This window comes from Mesorhizobium sp. BHbdii (genome assembly GCF_053848045.1).
Genome location: NZ_JBSPKX010000002.1, coordinates 718,141 through 736,605 on the forward strand (window position 1 = coordinate 718,141; position 18,465 = coordinate 736,605).

Below are 18,465 nucleotides of genomic sequence, written 5' to 3' on the forward strand. Positions count from 1 at the left end.
TTCGCTCGATTCAGGTCTGCGCTGCTATCTTTTGTCTGAAGCGATTGCTTCCCCATTTCCGCGCATACCCTTGCGATCTGCCGGAACTTTGCACAGTCTGGCGAGACGCGAATGGGGGGTGGGCAGGACATGCGCGGCGAAGTTCTTCACTATGACGAGGACCAGGGCTTCGGTTTCATCACCGGAGCCGATGGCAACCGCTACACGTTCGCGCGCGAGGATCTGCGTCGAGAAGCGTCGATGGCCAGGGGCACGGCCATCGAGTTCCAGCCGGCTGGCGGACGGGCACGCGACGTTTTTTCGATCCGCGCCCAAACCGCCAGTCCGCCGGCCGCCGCAACCGCCGCCCCGACTCAAACCGCCAATGCGCCCGGGGCGCCGCAACATTTCGGCCGTTCCGCTGGAAATGGTCCCGCCGCGGCTACCGGATTGTGGGATTATTTCTGGCGGGGCCTGACTGAAAATTACTTCAATTTCGCCGGCCGCGCCCGCCGCAAGGAATATTGGGGCTTTTGCCTGTTCTGGACGATCGCGCTGAACGTGGTTGTCGGCGCCGGCCTGTTCATCGACGACACCATGGGCAATCTCGATGGCAGCGAATTGCCGGTGGTGACGGTCGGCCTTTGCGGAATCTTCCTGCTGGCGACAGCGCTGCCATGCATCGGACTGAACGTGCGTCGCCTGCACGACATCGGCTTGACCGGCTGGCTTTTTCTGGTGGTGTTCATCCCGACCATCGGCTGGCTGATCATCCTGGTCTTCGCGCTGATCCCGACGCAGGCCCGTGAAAACCAATGGGGTCCGGTGCCGACAGGCGTCGGGATTTAGCCGAAAGTGTATCTTGCCTACATACAACTGTAGGTAGTAATAGGCCGCGATTCAGGGGAAGGCAATGCGCGGCACAGTGTACCGCACAGGCAATGGCGGGCGAGAAAGCCGATCAACGCCCGACCGACACCCGCGTTGGCGGGCATTTTCGCGCCCGAACAGGTCCTTGAGAAACAGCAGCCGCTCAAGATCAATGCCGGGATGCGCGATCGCGACCGAGGCACCCCGCAGACATCGCCATCGACGAAGGCGAGCGCAAAATGCGGATAGGCCGGGCTTTCGTCGCCGAGCTGTTTTTTGCAGCCGATAGAGCGCGGTCGGCGTCGAGCGGCGGCTGCCGGTAATGCACCGCCATCTCATGAGCGCGAGTGCCGCCGGATCCCGGTCGTCGCCCAGCGGACGTCGACCGCCATGGGTTCAGCCCAGGAACTTGGCGATGATCGCATCGCCCATCTCAGTGGTGCCGACTTCGGTCATTCCATCGGACAAGATATCCCTGGTGCGCAAGCCTTGGTCGAGCACGGCAGCGATGGCGCTTTCCAGCTGGTCGGCCTCGGCCACCATGCCGAAGGAATAACGCATGCACATGGCGAAGGAGGCGATCATGGCAATCGGGTTGGCGATGCCCTTGCCTGATATGTCGGGCGCCGAACCGTGCACCGGCTCGTAGAGCGCCTTGCGCTTTTTCGTTCTGGCATCCGGCGCGCCGAGCGACGCCGAAGGCAGCATGCCGATCGAGCCGGTCAGCATGGCGGCGATGTCGGACAGCATGTCGCCAAACAGATTGTCGGTGACGATGACGTCGAACTGCTTGGGCCAGCGCACCAGCTGCATGCCGCCGGCATCGGCCAACATGTGATCGAGCTTGACGTCGGCATAGCGCGCCTTGTGGGTCTGCGTGACGACCTCGTTCCACAACACGCCTGATTTCATCACATTGCGCTTTTCCATCGAGGTCACATGGTTGCGGCGTGTCCGCGCGAGCTCGAAGGCGACGCCCGAAATGCGCTCGATCTCGAACGTGTCGTAGACCTGCGTGTCGATGCCGCGCTTCTGACCATTGCCGAGATCGATGATCTGCTTCGGCTCGCCGAAATAGACGCCGCCGGTGAGCTCGCGCACGATCAGAATGTCGAGTCCCTCGACCACCTCCTGCTTGAGCGAGGAGGACGCCGCCAGCGCCGGATAGCAAATGGCGGGCCTGAGATTGGCAAACAGCTCCATGTCCTTGCGCAGCCGCAGCAGTCCGGCTTCCGGACGCACTTCATAAGGCACCGCATCCCATTTCGGCCCGCCGACGGCGCCGAACAGCACCGCGTCGGCAGCCATCGCCTTGGCCATGTCGGCGTCGGAAATCGCCGCGCCATGCGCGTCGTAGGCGCAGCCGCCGACCAGCCCCTCATCGGTGATGAAGCCGCTACCGAGCTTGTCGTTCATGGCAACGATCAGTTTCTTCACCTCGGCCATCGCCTCGGGGCCGATGCCGTCGCCGGCGAGCAGGAGAAGATTTTTCGAAGCCATCAGAACCGTCCTAAACTGTGGCGCATGACCCCGAAATCGGAATCGATTTCGGAAAGGATCGTGCGCAGAACCAAAATTCTACAGCGTCCTTTGCGCGTCCAAAAGGACGCGCGGCGCTGTCGTGAGCCGCGGTCTTGCTAAACGCCAAGCGGGCTATGCGCAAGCTTTGGTTCAGAGCGTCTTGGCGATCCTCGTGCTCCATCAATCTTGCCGGACAGCGGGACGCTGTCCAGCCGACACCGCGCAAGCTTCTGCACCGCAGCCACGCTCAGGCCGTGCGCTTGAGCGCCGTCACTTCGATCTCGATCTTCATTTCCGGCTTGTTGAGCTGGCAGACGATCATCGTAGCCGCCGGCCTGATGTCGCCAAAGGCATCGCCGAGGATCGGAAAGACGATGTCGACAAAAGCCGCGTCGGTGATGTAGTAGTGCGCCCGCACCACATCGGCCATCTCGAAGCCGCCGTCCTGCAACGCCTTGGCGATCGTCGCCAGGCAATTGCGCGTCTGCGCCTCGACCGTCTCCGGCATCGACATGGTCGCATAGTCGTAGCCGGTCGTTCCGGAAACGAAACACCAGTCGCCCTGGACCACGGGGCGAATAACCGGCTGCCTTCTCGAAGGGCGAGCCGGTGGAGATCAGTTTTCGCATGGTTCCCTCGCACATTCCTTAGGCAATGTTGAGCTGAAGAAGTGCCTTCCGGCCATGGGCCAGACGGTGTTTCTCGAACAGGAGCTCAGTTCACATCGAGAGCGTAGGAACAGCCGGCAAGCACCTTGCCGGGATGTGAATCGACGGTCGAGACATTGAGCGCAATGCGCGTGGAAAATGTCATGCCGTCGGCTTCCTCGCGGCTTTCGACGACGACCTTTTCACCGAGGAATTTTTCTAACGTCGCGACTTCGGGCGCGATGCCGAGCTCGCGGGCAAGGTCCGGTGCGGAAACGCCGTCAAGCACCGCCATAGGCCCGGTGGCGGTAAAGACGATCGATGCCGTTTCGTACCCGAAGACGCCGACCGCAGCCGGCAGTTCAAACTGCGTGAGGAAAGAATTGCCGGCGGGAACTTCCGTCCAGCCAAGTTTTTCTGGCGCGCCGGGCTCGCCGCTCAGCCAAAAGGCAAACCCGTTATAGGCCGGCACGTCGGCCCTGCATTCGATCAGCGCAGCGAGGTTGAGCGAGGTAGGATCATAGTCGCTGGCTTTGGCGACAGCCAAGTTCGCCAGCACAGCCAACGCGGGCAGAAAACCGGTTCCAAGAGCGGCCGAGCGCCTGGGGCACATCACGCTCAATAATGCGCGTAGCCGCTCAATGGGCATTTCTGGGAAATGGGAACCTGGAAGGTGCCGTCAACACCGTTGCAGGTACGGAACTTGAGCGTCCACGGCGCCGGGGCAGCCGCCTTTGGCTTGCCCTCGATGACCATCGGGACTCCGGGAGCCTGCGCGTAGCCGCTCAACGGGCATTTCTGGGAAAAGGGAATCTGGAAGGGGCCGTCAAAACTTTTGCAGGTACGGAATCTGGAGTCCCGCGGCGCCGGGGTGGCCGCCTTTGGCTTGCCCTCGATCACCATCGGGACTCCGGAACCTTGCGCGTAGCCGCTCAACGGGCATTTCTGGGAAGCGGGAATCTGGAAGGGGCCGTCAAAACTTTTGCAGGTACGGAACTTGGATGTTTGCCCCGCTGGGGCATGCGTGGATTGACACCCGATAAAGACGGCCACCGCCGCAAGCACAAGAAAAATTCTGTTTTTCACGGTCAAAGCCCTCCGACCCGCAAGAGAAGTAAGATCAAACAACCGAAAGGTCAAACAGGAGACGATCTGAGAGCGCAGCCTCTATTATATTAGAGACGCCAAATACAACCCGGCTTCACCGGGCTCCAACTCGTCTAAGCATTGGGCCTGTTGAAATATCAATCCTTGCGGTTGCGCGCCGCCAGCGTCCGCAGCCTGAGCGCGTTGAGGCGGATGAAGCCTTCGGCGTCCTTCTGATCATAGGCGCCACGATCGTCCTCGAAGGTGACCAGCGCGTCGGAATAGAGCGTCTTCTTCGACTTGCGGCCGGTGACGATGACGTTGCCCTTGTAGAGTTTCAGCCGCACCGTGCCTTCGACATCTTCCTGGCTCTTGTCGATCATCGCCTGCAGCATCAGGCGCTCGGGCGCGAACCAGAAGCCGTTGTAGATCAGCTCGGCATAGCGCGGCATGAACTCGTCCTTGAGGTGGGCAGCACCCCGGTCGAGCGTGATCGATTCGATCGCCCGGTGGGCTGATACCAGGATGGTGCCGCCAGGGGTCTCGTAGACGCCGCGCGATTTCATGCCGACGAAACGGTTCTCGACAAGGTCTAGCCGGCCGATGCCGTTGTCGCGGCCGAGATCGTTGAGCGCCGCCAGCATCGTCGCTGGCGACAGTTTTTTGCCGTCGAGCGCGATCGGATCGCCACGGACGAATTCGATTTCGATCTCGGTGACCTTATCCGGCGCGTCCATCGGCGAGATGGTGCGCTGGTGGACGAATTCCGGCGGCTCGCTCCACGGGTCTTCCAGCACTTTGCCTTCGGAGGACGAGTGCAGCAGGTTGGCGTCGACCGAAAACGGCGCGTCGCCCTTCTTGTCCTTCGGCACCGGAATCTGGTGCTGCTCGGCGAAGTTGATCAGGTCGGTGCGCGACTTGAACGACCAATCGCGCCATGGCGCGATGACCTTGATGTCGGGGTTGAGCGCATAGGCCGAAAGCTCGAATCGGACCTGGTCGTTGCCCTTGCCGGTGGCGCCGTGGGCGATCGCATCGGCGCCGGTTTCTTTGGCGATCTCGACGAGGTGCCTGGAGATCAGCGGCCGCGCGATCGAGGTGCCGAGCAAATAGGTGCCTTCATAGACGGCATTGGCGCGGAACATCGGGAACACGAAGTCGGAAACGAACTCCTCGCGGACATCCATGATACGGATGTCCTTAATGCCCATCATCTCGGCCTTGCGCCGCGCCGGCTCCAGCTCGCCGCCCTGGCCGAGATCGGCGGTGAAGGTGACCACCTCGGCGCCGAGCTCGGTCTGCAGCCATTTCAGGATGATGGAAGTGTCGAGGCCGCCGGAATAGGCGAGCACGACTTTCTTGACGGCTTTTGCTTTTGACATTTGGGCGGTTCCGCGGCAGGAGTTCTCGGCGGGCGAGGTATCACGCCGGTTCCGGCTAGTGCAAGGGACGAAGGGTGCGACAGGCACGCTGGATCAGCTATTGCGCGGGCCAGCCGCTGGCGCAGGCACCCTGCCTGCGCTATAGGCTTCGCGTCTTACGCCTCCAAAGGCCCGCCCATGTCCTTCATTCCCGACACCACGACGCTGATCCAGTTCGCCATCGCCACCGTAATCCTGGCGATCACGCCGGGGCCTGATATGACGCTGTTCGTGTCGCGCACGCTGAGCCAGGGCCGCGCCGCCGGCTTTGCCTCGATGGCCGGCGCGCTGTGTGGTACGCTGATCCACACGACGCTGGTGGTGGTCGGCGTCTCGGCGCTGATCGTCGCCTCGCCGGGGGCCTTTCTTGCGCTCAAGATTTTCGGCGCCGGCTATCTCGTCTTCCTGGCCTGGCAGGCGATCACCAGGGGGTCGGCCTTTTCGCCGGAGAAGAAGAGCGGGCCTGAGATTTCTCTGTTCCGCGCCTGGGCGGCAGGGCTCGGCGTCAATCTGCTCAACCCGAAGATCATCCTGTTCTTCATGACCTTCCTTCCGCAGTTCGTCTCCGCCCATGATCCGAACGCGCCCGGAAAGCTGTTCTTCCTCGGCGCGATGTTCGTCGTTTTGTCGATCCCGGTAACAGCGCCGATGGTCTTTGCGGCAGAGAAATTCTCGACGGCGATGAAGGCCAGCCCGCGGGTGACGCGCGGCGTCGACTATCTATTCGCCGGGGTGTTTTCGGCCTTCGCGCTCAAGATCCTGACCGCCCAGGCGAAATAGGGTTTCCGATTTCGCGCCAGCTTCCGGCCCAGCGCCCGGCGCTCAGCCAGTAGAAAATGCCGCCGACCATGCCGCAGCCGACCACGGCAGCGACGACGCGCGGATCGGTGATCTCGAAATTGGCATCGGCGGTCTGGTAGGCGAAGCCGAGGAAAACCGCAGCGACCACCGCACCCGTCAGCGCGTAGAACAGCCAGTCGCGCCGGCCGAAGATCTCGGAGACGAGGATGGCGATGGCCGCCGGCATGAAGGCGAAATAGGCGACGAACAGCGCGACGAAGGGAACGGAAAACCATAGCGAGGCCTGCGCCGCCGGTTGCGTCTCGTCCGTCATCAGCCCTAGCGACGCCAGAAACATGATGTTGAGGAAGGCGCTGGCCGCCAGCGCGGCGACGACATAGCCGATCAGGATGACGGCGAAGCGAATTAGATAGGCGACAAGGCGGTTCACGCCTCGCCGTGCCCCGCGATCATCATCGCTTCCAGCGCCAGCCGGTCGACCTTGCGCATGCGCTCGGACTCCGACTTGAGCTGGCCGCAAGCGGCGAGGATGTCGCGGCCGCGCGGCGTGCGGATCGGCGAAGCATAGCCGGCATTGTTGATGTAGTCGGCGAATTTCTCGATCGTCTCCCAATCCGAGCACTGGTAGTTGGTGCCTGGCCACGGGTTGAACGGGATCAGATTGATCTTGGCCGGAATGCCCTTGAGCAGCCTGATCAGCCCCTTGGCGTCCTCGATCGAATCGTTGACGTCCTTCAGCATCACATATTCGAAAGTGATGCGGCGGGCGTTCGACAGGCCGGGATAGGCGCGGCAGGCGGCGATCAGCTCTTTCAACGGATATTTTTTGTTGATCGGCACCAAAAGGTCGCGCAGATCGTCGTTGGTGGCGTGCAGCGAGATCGCCAGCATGACGCCGATCTCCTCGCCGGTGCGGAAGATTTCCGGCACGACGCCGGAGGTCGACAGCGTGATGCGTCTTTTCGATAAAGAAAGCCCGTCGCCGTCGGACGCGATCAGCAGCGCCTTCTTCACCGCCTCGAAATTGTAGAGCGGCTCGCCCATGCCCATCATGACGACGTTGGACACTTTCCGACCCTCGGCCGGCACGATGGCGCCGTCCGGCGTGTCGCGGTCGGGGAAATCGCCGAGCCGGTCGCGGGCGGTCAAAAGCTGGGCGAGAATTTCCTCTGACGTCAGGTTGCGCACCAGCTTCTGCGTGCCAGTGTGGCAGAAGGAGCAGGTCAGCGTGCAGCCGACCTGCGAGGAGATGCAGAGCGTGCCGCGGCCTTCTTCGGGAATGTAGACGGTCTCGATTTCGACCGGCCGGCCGGCGCCGCGCGGCGGAAAGCGAAACAACCATTTGCGCGTCCCGTCGGAGGAAATCTGCTCCTCGACGATCTCGGGCCTGGCGACGGTGAAATGCTTGTCGAGCTCGGCGCGCAAATCCTTGGATATGTTGAACATGCTGGCAAAGTCGGAGACGCCGCGCACATACATCCAGTGCCAGAGCTGTTGGGCGCGCATTTTGGCCTGGCGCTCCGGCACGATGCCTGAGGCAACGAGGGCTGCGCCAAGCTCGGCCCGGGTCAGGCCGATCAGCGACGGTTTTTCGGCCGGCGTGGCGCGGGCGCGCAACGCGTCACGGGCGCCCTCAGTGGTAAGGTCGAATGAAAGGGTCATTGTTGCGCCAATATAAGCGATTTGCGGCCGATTACAGCATCGTGCTGGAAATGAAGCGCGGCGCATAGCACAGGTTGATGGCCAAGTCATGGGTGGCGGCGGCGCAAGGCCCGCCGCGATGTGGCCGCCGACGGCGTTTTAAAGAGCAGAAAGCCGGGCTTGCCGCCCGGCCCTTACTCAACCTTTGCTTCGCCTATGGCTATTTGCACCTGGCGATGGACGACAGCGCCGCCGAAATGCCTTTCAGCGAAAAGACATAGGTAGTGGTGTTGCCGCGGCCGGATTTCGCCTGCACCCTCATGTCGCTGCCGGACTTCATCGCGGCGATGAGCACCGGCTCCTCGGCGGCATTCTCGACCCAGGCCGACTTGCCGCGGGTGAACATCGAAAAGCTCTTGCCGTCGATAGTGACGGTGGCCTTGGAGTTTTCCTGGAAATTGTAGCCGGCGATGAATTGCGGTTCATAGGACACCTGTTGTCCCGGCCGCTGGCTGACGAAGAAGAACATGTCGCCATGGTCAAGCGTCGGCGGCTGCTTGTCGGTCGGCACGGTCAACACGTAGCAAACCTTGCCGCCCGACGCCTGGTAGCTGTAAGTGCCCCAGGCATTGTGCTGGCCGATCTTGGTCGCCGACTGCGCCAGAGCCGGCGCCGTCACGGCCACCAGGACCAGGCTCGAAATTGTAGCAATCAATCCGCGCATCGCTTTTCCCATATATGGTGCGGAAGCAGGCCGGCTCGGCGTCCTGCCCGTCGCTTCATTTTGATTTAATCTGGGTTACCAAACGGTGAACTTCCCTTCAGGAAAAGGAGATCCACCCAGGAAACCGCCGCCATCCTTGCGCCCGTCGCTCCAAAAGCGGCAGTTGCAACGTCCCTTTCGCGACTTGGATGCCACGAAAGCGGCAAGAGTTTGACTTTTCTGCCTTATCGCCGGCTCAGCTGTTGTCGGCAATCGCCTGCTTGGCGGCGAGCCGATGCGCGGGTGTGATATGGGCTTTGACGGTGGTGATTGCGGCGGTCAGCACCGCGATGTCGTCGGTAAAGCCCAATCCGAAGACGAAGTCGGGGATGACGTCAGCCGGCAGCACGAAATACCCGAGCGCCGCCACCAGGATGCCCTTGGCGCGCAGCGGCGTGTTCTTGTCCATGGCGCAGTAGTAGGCGGCGACCAGCTCTTCCATGAACGGGATCTGCCGGGCAGCCCTCTTGGCCGTGCGCCAGAATTTCTCGCGCACTTCGCTCGCATCGCCCGCCTTGCCGCCAAAGCCAAAGAAATCAAAACCGGATTTTTGTGCCATCAATCTCTCCTTGCCGGCCGTCGCGTGGCTCCACGCGCGACCGCGAATGGAAATGTGGTGAAACCAGAACCGGGCTGCAAGATGCTGTCTTTCATGCATCTCATTAGCTGCGCAACTCGGGTCGAGCCCCGGGGCAGGCTTGGTGCTTTGGCTCAGCCGTCGAAATAGCGGTCCATCGTCTTGGCCAGTTCGAAATCGAGCGCCGTGAGGCCGCCGGCATCATGGGTGTTCAGCGTCACGCTCACGGACTTGTAGACGTTCGACCAGTCGGGGTGATGGTCCATCTTCTCCGCCGCCAGGGCGACGCGGGTCATGAAGGCGAAGGCTTCGGAAAAATTCCTGAAGGTGAAGCTGCGCGCGATCGAACCGCCGTCCCTGGCCAGCGACCAGCCGTCGAGCCCGGCCAGCGCCTCGGCGACCGCCTCCTTGCCCAGTTTCCCTCTCGTCATGATCGTTTCCCGTGCTATCTGGTTTCGCAGTCTTCAGCATAGTGCCGGATCGATGAGCGCAAAGCCGATAAAATCCATTCTTTTCGTCTGTCTCGGCAATATCTGCCGCTCACCGTTGGCGGAGGGCGTGTTGCGCGCCGTCCTGGCGGAGCGAGGTCTCGATCGGGATATCCTGCTTGATTCGGCCGGAACCAGCGACTGGGAAGCCGGCTCGGCACCCGACCCGCGCTCGATGTCGATCGCAGAGCGGCACGGCATCGATATTTCCAGACAGCGGGCGCGCAAGCTGACGCCGGACGATTTCTCGCGTTTCGACCTGATTCTCGCGATGGACCGATCGAATCTCCGGGATTTGAAAGCGCTGGTGCCTGCCGCCATGCGCGACCGGGTCCATCTGTTCCTGGAGTTCGCGGAGGGAACGGTGAGCGACGTGCCGGACCCCTATCACGAGGGGCCGGAGGCGTTTGCCTCGGTCTACCGCATGATCCGCGAAGCGTCGGAGGCGCTGGCGACGCGGCTCGAGGCACGGCTGTCGGCGCCCGACAGCGGCCAGGCCTCCTCGACGATATAGGGTCCGCCGCCGACCGAATCGCGCGACGACATCAGGACGAAGCGGCCGACACGGAAGGGCAGCGTCGAAAAATTGCCGCGTGCCGAAAGATATTGGGCGACGTCGAGCGGGCTCGAATTGCGTAAGCGCGCCAGGGTCACATGCGGCATGAACTTGCGCGGATCGGCGGGGATGCCGAGGCGCTGGCAGATGCGCTCGATTTCGGCTTGCAGTGCCGAAAGATCGGGCGAGGCGGAAACGCCGGCCCATACCGCATGCGGTTTCTTCTGGCCGAAGGCGCCGACGCCGGACAGCGTCAGCGGGAAGGATGGGCGGTGGACTCGGTCGAGCGCGTTGGCGATCTCGTCGGCGACATGGCCCTGGACATCGCCGATGAAGCGCAGCGTCAAATGGTAGTTCTCGACGTCGATCCAGCGGGCCCCGGGCAGGCCGCCCCGGAGCAGGGACAGCGAAAGGGCGGCGTCACGCGGTATTTCGAGGGCGGTGAAAAGACGCGGCATGGTAAGCCTCCTGTCCTCGAATCGAACTCTTGTCCTAGCGAATCATCGAAAATCAAGCGGGGCAAGCGGATTGTTGATCGCACCTGGCCTAAATCGCAGGGGAAAGCGAACCCTCATCGAAATTCGGTCCTTCAAGAGTTGCCCTTAGCTGCGGCAATGGCTTTTTCGACCTCCGGCAGTATGCGCTCGACCATGTGGTCGATGCCCTTGGCATTCGGGTGCAGGCCGTCCTCGAGCTGAAAAGTGGCGTCGCCGGCGACGCCCTCGAGGAAGAACGGATAGAGCGGGACGCCGTATTTTTCCGCCAGTTTCGGAAAGATCGCGTCAAAGCTGCTCTGGTAGTCGGCGCCGAGATTGGGTGCTGCGCGCATGCCGGCCAGCAGCACGGCGATCTTGCGCTGCCTCAGCTTCGCCAGCATGGCGTCCAGATTCTTTTGCGTGATGGCAGGAGAAACGCCGCGCAGCATGTCGTTGGCACCGAGTTCGAGGATGACCAGCTGCGTGCCGTCCGGCACCGACCAGTCGAGCCGCGACAGGCCGCCACTCGACGTATCGCCGGAGACACCGGCATTGGTTACGGTCACATCGTGGCCCTTGGCGCGAAGTGCTGCCTCAAGTTTCTGGGTGAAGCCTTCGTCCGGTCCGAGGCCAAAGCCCGCCATCAGGCTGTCGCCGAAACCGACGATCTTCAGGGGCTCGGCGCGCGCCGACGAAAGGGCGCCGCAAATTCCAAGGAAAAGGATCAAGGCTGCGGGAAGTGTGTGTTTGAAAGCCATGCGGCAGGCCCCATATGACGAAGAACATTTTGTTGGCGGCAGGCAGAATTCCAGCCTTTTCCTTTCCCATATAGGACGATTTTATTTTGACAGAAGCCGTCATCGCGCTGAAAAACGTATCGCTGACGCTCGGCGAAGGAGCGTCTTCCGTCCATGTGCTGAAAGGTGTCAGCCTCGATGTGGCTGCCGGAGAGGCGACCGGCATCGTCGGTCCTTCTGGCTCGGGAAAGTCGACGCTGCTGATGGTCCTTGCCGGCCTGGAAAGGGTCGATTCGGGGACGGTACGAATTGCGGGCGAATTGCTGAACGGCAAGAGTGAAGATCAGATCGCATCGTTTCGGGGGCGAAATATTGGCATCGTTTTCCAGTCCTTCCACCTCATCCCCAATATGACGGCGCTCGAAAATGTCGCAGTACCGCTGGAACTAGCCGGCCATAGCGATCCGTTCGGGGTGGCGGCGCGGGAGCTGGAGGCGGTGGGCTTGAGCGACCGCGTCACTCATTATCCCGGCGAATTGTCCGGCGGCGAACAGCAGCGTGTGGCGATCGCCCGGGCGCTGGCGCCTTCGCCGCGCATTCTGATCGCCGACGAGCCGACCGGCAATCTCGACCAGACAACGGGGCGGCAGGTCGCCGATCTTCTGTTCGCCAAGGCGGCCGAGCGCGGCATGACGCTGGTGCTGGTCACTCATGATCCGGCGCTCGCCGCACGCTGCTCCCGGCAGGTATCGATGCGGTCGGGCCGGATCGAGGACGCGCCAGAACCAGCTCTAAAGCCCGGTAAGCTGCCGGCCTGATGCCGCTGTCGCGCACGCTGAAGCTCGCCTTCCGCTTCTCGCTGCGCGAGATGCGCGGCGGGCTGTCCGGCTTCCTAATCTTCCTTGCCTGCATTGCGCTGGGTGTCGCGGCGATCGGCGGCGTCAACTCGGTGGCCCGGGCGATTACCGCCGGTGTCGCCAATGAAGGCCAGTCGCTGCTTGGCGGCGATCTTCGTTTCCAGCTCAATCAGCGCGCCGCGACGCAAGCCGAGCATTTCTTTCTTAACGGGCTGGGCACGGTCTCGCACAGTGCCAACATGCGCTCGATGGCGCGGCTCGAGGACGGTTCCGACCAGGCGCTGGTCGAGGCCAAGGCGGTCGATGGAGCCTATCCGCTCTATGGCGCGCTGGTGACCGAGCCGGCGCTTTCGAAGCAGGAATTGTTCGGCGAAAAATCCGGTGTTTTCGGCGCCGCCGCACCCGACCTTTTGTTCGAGCGGCTGAACCTTGCGATCGGCGACCGGCTGAAGCTGGGCAGCGCCATCTTCGAACTGCGCGCCAGGCTCGTCAACGAGCCGGACGCGGTGTCCGACGGCTTCGGCTTTGCGCCGCGGCTGTTGATCTCGACGGACGGGCTTGCCGCTTCCGGTTTGATCCAGCCGGGCAGCCTGGTCGAGAACGCCTACAAGGTCCGCCTCCCCGGCGGCACCGGAGAGGCTCGCATAAAAGCCATTCAGGATCAGGCGGCGGAGGATTTTCCCGAGTCCGGCTGGTTGATCCGCACGCGCAGCAACGCAGCACCGGCGTTGTCTTCCAACATCGAACGGTTTTCGCAGTTCCTGACGCTGGTCGGGCTGACGGCGCTGGTGGTCGGCGGCGTTGGCGTCGCCAATGCGGTGCGCGCCTATCTCGACGGCAAGCGCGGCGTCATCGCCACCTTCAAGAGCCTGGGGGCTTCGGGCGGTTTCGTCTTTGCCGTCTACCTCGTGCAGATCCTGATGATCGCCGCGCTCGGCATCACGCTCGGCGTTGTGCTTGGCGCGCTGATGCCGTTTGCGGCGAGCGCGGTCCTCCAGGCGGTTATTCCGGTGCCGGCGGAAGGTGGGTTCTATCCCGGCGCGCTCGGCATGGCGGCGCTGTTCGGGCTGCTGGTGACGCTGGCGTTCGCCTTGCTGCCGCTCGGCCGTGCGCGCGACGTGCCGGCGACGGCGTTGTTTCGCGAAATGGGTTTTGAGGGCCGCGGTTTTCCGCGCCCGCTCTACACGGCGGCGGCGCTCGGCATCGCGCTGCTCCTGGCGGCGCTGGCCATTCTGTTTTCCGGCGACCGCTATGTCGCCTCGATCTTCGTCGGCGCCACCATTTTCGCTTTCCTGGTGCTGCGCGTCGTCGGCGCGCTGGTGCAGTGGGCCGCCAAAAGAAGCCCGCGCGTTGGCTCGACGGCGCTTAGGCTCGCCGTCGGCAACATCCATCGGCCAGGCGCCTTGACGCCGTCAGTGGTGCTGTCGCTGGGACTGGGATTGACGCTTCTGGTGACGCTAGCGCTGATCGACGGCAATCTCAGGGGGCAGATTTCCGGCAGCCTGCCGGAACGGGCGCCGAACTTCTTCTTCGTCGATATCCAGAGCAGCGATGTCGATGCGTTCTCTGCGCTGGTCAGCAGGCAAGCGCCGCAGGGCACGCTGGTCAAGGTGCCGATGCTGCGCGGCCGGGTGATGGCGCTGAACGGCGTCGACGTCGACAAGGTCAAAGTTCCGGCGGAAGGAGCCTGGGTGCTGCGCGGCGATCGCGGGCTGACCTACGAGGCCAGCATTCCCGCGAATGCGACGCTGACCGAAGGCACATGGTGGCCGGACAATTATGCCGGCGAGCCGCTGGTGTCGTTTTCGGCCGAGGAAGGCAAAGAGATCGGGCTGAAACTCGGCGACACCATCACCGTCAACGTGCTTGGCCGCAACGTGACGGCGAAGATCGCCAATTTCCGCCAGGTCGAGTGGGAGACGATGGGCATCAACTTCGTCATGGTGTTCTCGCCCAGCACATTTGCCGGCGCGCCGCATAGCTGGCTGGCGACGCTGACCGAAAAGGGCGCGTCGCCAGCCGACGATGCCCGTCTTCTCAACGCGGTCACCCGTGCTTTTCCCGCGGTGACGACAGTCAGGGTCAAGGACGCGCTCGACATAGTCAACCGGCTGGTGGCGCAACTCGGCACCGCGATCAGGGCCGCGGCCGGCGTGGCGCTGATCGCCTCGGTGCTGGTGCTGGCCGGCGCGCTGGCCGCCGGCAACCGCGCCCGCATCCACGATGCGGTGGTGCTGAAGACGCTGGGCGCCACCAGGAAGACGCTGATCGCGGCCTTTTCGCTAGAATACATGCTGATCGGCCTAGCCACCGCGATCTTCGCGCTGGCGGCAGGCGGGATTGCGGCGTGGTTCGTTGTCGCGCGCGTCATGACGCTGCCGTCGCATTTCATGCCTGATGTGGCGGTGGCGACCATCGTCTTTGCGCTGGTGGTCACGGTCGGGATCGGCCTCGCCGGCACCTGGCGGGTGCTGGGCCACAAGGCGGCGCCGGTGCTGCGCAATCTCTGATCTGCAAGCATATACAGGCTCAACGCGACCAGGATTCGGTTAAATCTTGTTAATGTTGGCTTCGGAAGGCCGATAAATGCAGATTTTCGGGTCTTCACGAAGCATTACGTTCGGTTACGGTCTTGTTCTTGACGCCAATAACCATCATATTTCGCAGCAGGCATGCTGGAGCCCCGCCAGCGGCGCGCCGCGGTCCAAATGGACCGGACACCGGACGGGGCAGAAGCAATATGAGGATTTCAATGGCTGAACCCGTTCGCAATTATCAGACGCGTGCCGTGCCCGGCGCCGGCGTCGATGCTGCTATCGACCAGGGCCTGCGCGCCTATATGATCAAGGTCTACAATCTGATGGGGCTTGGCCTCCTCATCACCGGGCTCGCCGCGGTCGGAACGATCATGCTGGCCACCACCACCGATCCGGCTTCGGCGGTCGCCACCCTGCCGAACGGCGACATGCTGACCTCCTTCGGCTACGCGATCTTCGGCTCGCCGCTGAAATGGCTGGTGATCTTTGCCCCGCTCGCCGCCGTGCTGTTCCTGTCGTTCCGCGTCCAGTCGATGAGCGTTTCTGCCGCGCAGACGACGTTCTGGGTCTATGCCGGCCTAGTCGGCCTGTCGCTGTCGTCGATCTTCTTGGTCTACACGACGGCCAGCATTTCGCAGACCTTCTTCGCCACCGCAGCGGCTTTCGGTGCGCTGTCGCTTTACGGCTACACGACCAAGCGCGATTTGACCGCGTTCGGCTCGTTCCTGGTGATGGGCGTGTTCGGCCTGATCATCGCGATGGTGATCAACATCTTCCTGCAGTCGTCAGCCCTGTCCTTCGCCGTTTCGGCGCTCGGCGTGCTGATCTTTTCGGGCCTCACCGCCTATGACACGCAGAAGATCAAGGAGATGTATTTCGAGGGCGACGCCACCGACGTTGCCGGCCGCAAGGCGATCATGGGCGCTCTGACGCTCTATCTCGACTTCATCAACCTGTTCATGTTCCTGCTGCAGTTCATGGGCGACCGCCGATAACAGGCTTTTGTTTTGAACCATGATCTTCCGAAAACCGGGAAATCATATTCTGACTGGACTAGCGAGTTTGATAAGGGCGGCCCCACGGCCGCCCTTTTCTTTTGCCCGGTCTTTGATGAAAATTGCGGGCAGATGATAGACGTGCATAAATTATGACCAGCATCACCATACGGGCGGCTACGCCGGCGGACCTCGACCGGATCACCCATATCTATGCCGACGCGGTGACCCATGGCACGGCGAGCTACGAGTTGGAGCCGCCGAGCCGCGCCGAAATGGGCCAGCGCTTCGAGAGTTTGATAGCGGGGGGCTTTCCCTATCTGGTGGCGGAAAAAGACGGCATTGTGCTCGGCTATGCCTATGCTGGCGCCTTCCGACCACGCCCTGCGTATCGCTTCGTCGTCGAGGATTCTGTCTATCTCGCGCCGGAGGCCAAGGGCCATGGTATCGGGTTCAAGCTCATGCAAGGGCTGATCGAGGCGGCCGAGGCAGCGGGCTTCCGCCAGATCATCGCGGTGATCGGCGACGGTCGGCCGGACAGTGCCTCGGTGCGGCTGCATGAAAAGCTCGGCTTCCGCCATTCGGGCCGCCTGGAAGGCTCCGGCTACAAGCACGGACGCTGGCTTGACACGGTGTTCATGCAACTGCCGATCAATGATGGAGCTCTGGTTCCGCCCGATCCCAACTCGTTGCCGGAACAGAAATTCCGCCAGCAAAATGAGTAGTTAGGCCTCGACCAGCTTCAGCGTGCGGTCGAAGACGCCAAGCACGCGGCCAAGTTCCTCGCCGCGCTTGAGGATGCGACCGCCGGCGGCAATGACGGCGAATGCGCCTTGGCGGCGCGCCAGCTTCGGATCCTTGACGATCTGGAATAGCGGTACCTCGCTGGTGCGACGGAACACGGAAAAGACGGCGCGGTCGGTGAGATGGTCGATGGCGTAGTCACGCCATTCATTGGCGGCGACCATGCGCCCGTAAAGCCTCAGGATCTGGTCCAATTCACGCCGGTCGAACCGCACCGGCTCGAGGCGTTCGCGTCTTGCCTCATGCAGCGGGATTAGTATTGCGGATGCGTCCCCATCCTCCGTCCCGCTGCCGTGATCAGTCATGCCTCGATCCCTTCGAATGAATCTTACGCCAACCAAAGTTGGCGCTTTCGCCATGGAATTGCAAGCCTAGCCGGACAAAGGCGGCGACGCACCGTTTCCGCAGTGTCCAGTCACGTTTATAAAAACGCCCGTTGGAATTGGTGATGCTTCGCCACAATCCTGCCATCTTTTATCCGCGCTCATGCCCCAATGTCCGACGAATTTACGGGTGTTGCCTGAGACGGTTCGGTCCGGCACTGGCTCGTAAACCCCAAGCCCCCCGCCCACGGGTCTGCGTCGGATCGAACCAACCTCGGTTTTTCCCTGAGAAAAATCGGGTGCGACGATCCCAAAACCTAATAGACCGGCGTCAGAAGCAAGCTGACGCCGGTTTTTTCTGCTTGGATGGAAGTGGACGGCTAGAGCGCTTTGCGTTTTGGTGGAACCAAAACCGCGCTCTCTTTATTATTTGACGCATTTTGTCGGACGCCAAACGAAGACGTTTGGCTGCAAAATGCTAAGGGCGAGAATGCGCGGGCTTGTGGATTAAGGCGGCGCCCAGAATGGGACCCGGCAGGCCGTCCTTGCCCACCGATTGCAGCAGCACGGCGCAGCCCCCCTTCTTGGAAATCACGCTTATCGGCAATTCGTAGCGCTGCGCCTTGCCGTGCCACATACCGGCGGTCTGGATGCCGGAGACGGCGTTCCAATAAGTCATGCTGCGGCCGGTGTTTTCGCCTTTGCCGATCTTGATCGTCTGCGGCGGGTCGAAATAAACGATGACGACATGGGCATCGCTGGGGCCGGTCCCGGCATCGCCGGCGTCGATTGTGACGCGGTCAATGGTCCGGCTGACCTTGACGCTGACCCGCATGCCTTCGCCCGATCTTTCCATGCGGGCGAGCGCGCCGTCGACTTCCTTGCGGTTGGCGCCGCTGACATGGCTGCGGCCATTGATGACGGCCTGCGGCGTATAGACCGAGCGGCTGCCGAAGGCGCGCATATACTCATATTGCCGCTCGGTGTTCTCCTTGCGGCTCAGCGTGTCCTTCCAACCGAGATAATCCCAGTAGTCGACATGATAGGCGAGCGCGACGATGTTCTCCTTGGCGGCAAGCTCGGCGAAGAATTCATCGGCGGGCAGGCAGGAATTGCAGCCCTGGCTGGTGAAGAGCTCGACCACGCCCAAGGGTTGGTCAGTCGAGGCTTTGTCAGCCTGGGGTTTGTCGACCTCGCCGGCGATCGCATTGCCGGCAAGTTCAGCGCCGGCAAACACCGAGAGGGCCAGCGCCAATGCCGCAAGCCGCAATGGTCTTCGAGGTGTCATAGCCGTTTCGACTCCCGCCGGTGATGGCCGGCTTTATTCTGATTGGCGAAATATGTGGCAGAAGCGGCAGTCAACGGGAAGTCACGTTGAGGTGAAAT

At 62.3% G+C, this 18,465-nt stretch carries 20 protein-coding genes and 1 pseudogene; 7 read left to right on the forward strand and 14 right to left on the reverse strand.

Annotation, left to right across the window (positions count from 1 at the left end; translation table 11 throughout):
• The first annotated feature begins 129 nt into the window (after positions 1 to 129).
• Positions 130 to 828, forward strand: a complete 699-nt coding sequence (locus ACWTU8_RS16195) for a DUF805 domain-containing protein (protein ID WP_455848929.1) — start codon at positions 130 to 132, stop codon at positions 826 to 828.
• 417 nt (positions 829 to 1,245) lie between these two features.
• Here ACWTU8_RS16195 and leuB read toward each other — a convergent pair whose 3' ends face one another.
• From leuB to ACWTU8_RS16220, 5 genes and pseudogenes are all read right to left on the reverse strand, one after another.
• The gene (leuB, locus tag ACWTU8_RS16200; protein WP_455848930.1) at positions 1,246 to 2,349 is read right to left on the reverse strand and encodes a 3-isopropylmalate dehydrogenase; all 1,104 of its coding nucleotides are present in this window, start codon (positions 2,347 to 2,349) and stop codon (positions 1,246 to 1,248) included.
• A gap of 268 nt (positions 2,350 to 2,617) precedes the next feature.
• A pseudogene (locus tag ACWTU8_RS16205) lies at positions 2,618 to 2,999 on the reverse strand (RidA family protein).
• Between the two features lie 85 nt (positions 3,000 to 3,084).
• The gene (locus tag ACWTU8_RS16210; RefSeq protein ID WP_455848931.1) at positions 3,085 to 3,564 is read right to left on the reverse strand and encodes a hypothetical protein; all 480 of its coding nucleotides are present in this window, start codon (positions 3,562 to 3,564) and stop codon (positions 3,085 to 3,087) included.
• Between the two features lie 71 nt (positions 3,565 to 3,635).
• On the reverse strand, positions 3,636 to 4,103 hold the full coding sequence (locus tag ACWTU8_RS16215) for a hypothetical protein (protein ID WP_455848932.1): 468 nt from the start codon (positions 4,101 to 4,103) through the stop codon (positions 3,636 to 3,638).
• Positions 4,104 to 4,261: 158 nt separating this feature from the next.
• Positions 4,262 to 5,485, reverse strand: coding sequence for an argininosuccinate synthase (locus tag ACWTU8_RS16220; RefSeq protein ID WP_455848933.1), 1,224 nt, complete (start codon positions 5,483 to 5,485; stop codon positions 4,262 to 4,264).
• Positions 5,486 to 5,662: 177 nt separating this feature from the next.
• Between ACWTU8_RS16220 and ACWTU8_RS16225 the strand changes: the two genes are divergently transcribed.
• Positions 5,663 to 6,304 carry a LysE family translocator gene (locus tag ACWTU8_RS16225; RefSeq protein WP_029349456.1) on the forward strand — a complete coding sequence of 214 codons (642 nt, stop codon included), beginning with the start codon at positions 5,663 to 5,665 and terminating at the stop codon, positions 6,302 to 6,304.
• Here the strand turns inward: ACWTU8_RS16225 and ACWTU8_RS16230 are convergent.
• From ACWTU8_RS16230 to ACWTU8_RS16250, 5 genes are all read right to left on the reverse strand, one after another.
• Entirely contained in the window at positions 6,276 to 6,755 is a 480-nt protein-coding gene (locus ACWTU8_RS16230; RefSeq protein ID WP_455848934.1) for a hypothetical protein, read from the reverse strand. The genes ACWTU8_RS16225 and ACWTU8_RS16230 overlap by 29 nt on opposite strands.
• On the reverse strand, positions 6,752 to 7,987 hold the full coding sequence (rlmN, locus tag ACWTU8_RS16235; RefSeq protein ID WP_029349452.1) for a 23S rRNA (adenine(2503)-C(2))-methyltransferase RlmN: 1,236 nt from the start codon (positions 7,985 to 7,987) through the stop codon (positions 6,752 to 6,754). The genes ACWTU8_RS16230 and rlmN overlap by 4 nt, the downstream gene beginning before the upstream one ends.
• A gap of 199 nt (positions 7,988 to 8,186) precedes the next feature.
• A complete protein-coding gene (locus tag ACWTU8_RS16240) occupies positions 8,187 to 8,690 on the reverse strand; it encodes an invasion associated locus B family protein (protein ID WP_029349450.1) in 504 nt (167 codons plus the stop codon).
• 235 nt (positions 8,691 to 8,925) lie between these two features.
• Positions 8,926 to 9,288: a YkvA family protein gene (locus ACWTU8_RS16245; RefSeq protein ID WP_095520051.1), complete on the reverse strand. Its 363-nt coding sequence runs from the start codon at positions 9,286 to 9,288 to the stop codon at positions 8,926 to 8,928.
• Positions 9,289 to 9,440: 152 nt separating this feature from the next.
• Positions 9,441 to 9,737: a 4a-hydroxytetrahydrobiopterin dehydratase gene (locus ACWTU8_RS16250; protein ID WP_455848935.1), complete on the reverse strand. Its 297-nt coding sequence runs from the start codon at positions 9,735 to 9,737 to the stop codon at positions 9,441 to 9,443.
• Positions 9,738 to 9,789: 52 nt separating this feature from the next.
• On the opposite strand from ACWTU8_RS16250, the gene ACWTU8_RS16255 reads away from it, so the two are divergent.
• Positions 9,790 to 10,308 (forward strand): low molecular weight protein-tyrosine-phosphatase, encoded by a 519-nt coding sequence (locus ACWTU8_RS16255; protein WP_082982268.1) that lies wholly within the window; start codon positions 9,790 to 9,792, stop codon positions 10,306 to 10,308.
• Here the strand turns inward: ACWTU8_RS16255 and thpR are convergent.
• Entirely contained in the window at positions 10,212 to 10,808 is a 597-nt protein-coding gene (thpR, locus tag ACWTU8_RS16260) for an RNA 2',3'-cyclic phosphodiesterase (protein ID WP_065007287.1), read from the reverse strand. The two genes, ACWTU8_RS16255 and thpR, sit on opposite strands and share 97 nt — an antisense overlap.
• A 131-nt stretch (positions 10,809 to 10,939) precedes the next feature.
• Entirely contained in the window at positions 10,940 to 11,584 is a 645-nt protein-coding gene (locus ACWTU8_RS16265; RefSeq protein WP_455848936.1) for an arylesterase, read from the reverse strand.
• 86 nt (positions 11,585 to 11,670) lie between these two features.
• Here ACWTU8_RS16265 and ACWTU8_RS16270 point away from each other — a divergent pair, with 86 nt between their 5' ends.
• The 4 genes from ACWTU8_RS16270 (at position 11,671) to ACWTU8_RS16285 (ending at position 16,677) form a co-directional block, all read left to right on the forward strand.
• Positions 11,671 to 12,381 (forward strand): ABC transporter ATP-binding protein, encoded by a 711-nt coding sequence (locus tag ACWTU8_RS16270; protein ID WP_455848937.1) that lies wholly within the window; start codon positions 11,671 to 11,673, stop codon positions 12,379 to 12,381.
• Positions 12,381 to 14,930, forward strand: a complete 2,550-nt coding sequence (locus ACWTU8_RS16275; RefSeq protein WP_455848938.1) for an ABC transporter permease — start codon at positions 12,381 to 12,383, stop codon at positions 14,928 to 14,930. The genes ACWTU8_RS16270 and ACWTU8_RS16275 overlap by 1 nt, the downstream gene beginning before the upstream one ends.
• A gap of 242 nt (positions 14,931 to 15,172) precedes the next feature.
• Positions 15,173 to 15,952 carry a Bax inhibitor-1/YccA family protein gene (locus tag ACWTU8_RS16280; protein WP_029349432.1) on the forward strand — a complete coding sequence of 260 codons (780 nt, stop codon included), beginning with the start codon at positions 15,173 to 15,175 and terminating at the stop codon, positions 15,950 to 15,952.
• A gap of 152 nt (positions 15,953 to 16,104) precedes the next feature.
• A complete protein-coding gene (locus ACWTU8_RS16285) occupies positions 16,105 to 16,677 on the forward strand; it encodes an N-acetyltransferase family protein (protein ID WP_455848939.1) in 573 nt (190 codons plus the stop codon).
• On the opposite strand, the gene ACWTU8_RS16290 is transcribed toward ACWTU8_RS16285, so the two are convergent.
• Both ACWTU8_RS16290 and ACWTU8_RS16295 read right to left on the reverse strand, forming a co-directional pair.
• Positions 16,678 to 17,061 carry a DUF2794 domain-containing protein gene (locus ACWTU8_RS16290; protein ID WP_455848940.1) on the reverse strand — a complete coding sequence of 128 codons (384 nt, stop codon included), beginning with the start codon at positions 17,059 to 17,061 and terminating at the stop codon, positions 16,678 to 16,680.
• 496 nt (positions 17,062 to 17,557) lie between these two features.
• Positions 17,558 to 18,367 (reverse strand): DUF1223 domain-containing protein, encoded by an 810-nt coding sequence (locus ACWTU8_RS16295; RefSeq protein WP_455848941.1) that lies wholly within the window; start codon positions 18,365 to 18,367, stop codon positions 17,558 to 17,560.
• Positions 18,368 to 18,465: the final 98 nt, after the last annotated feature.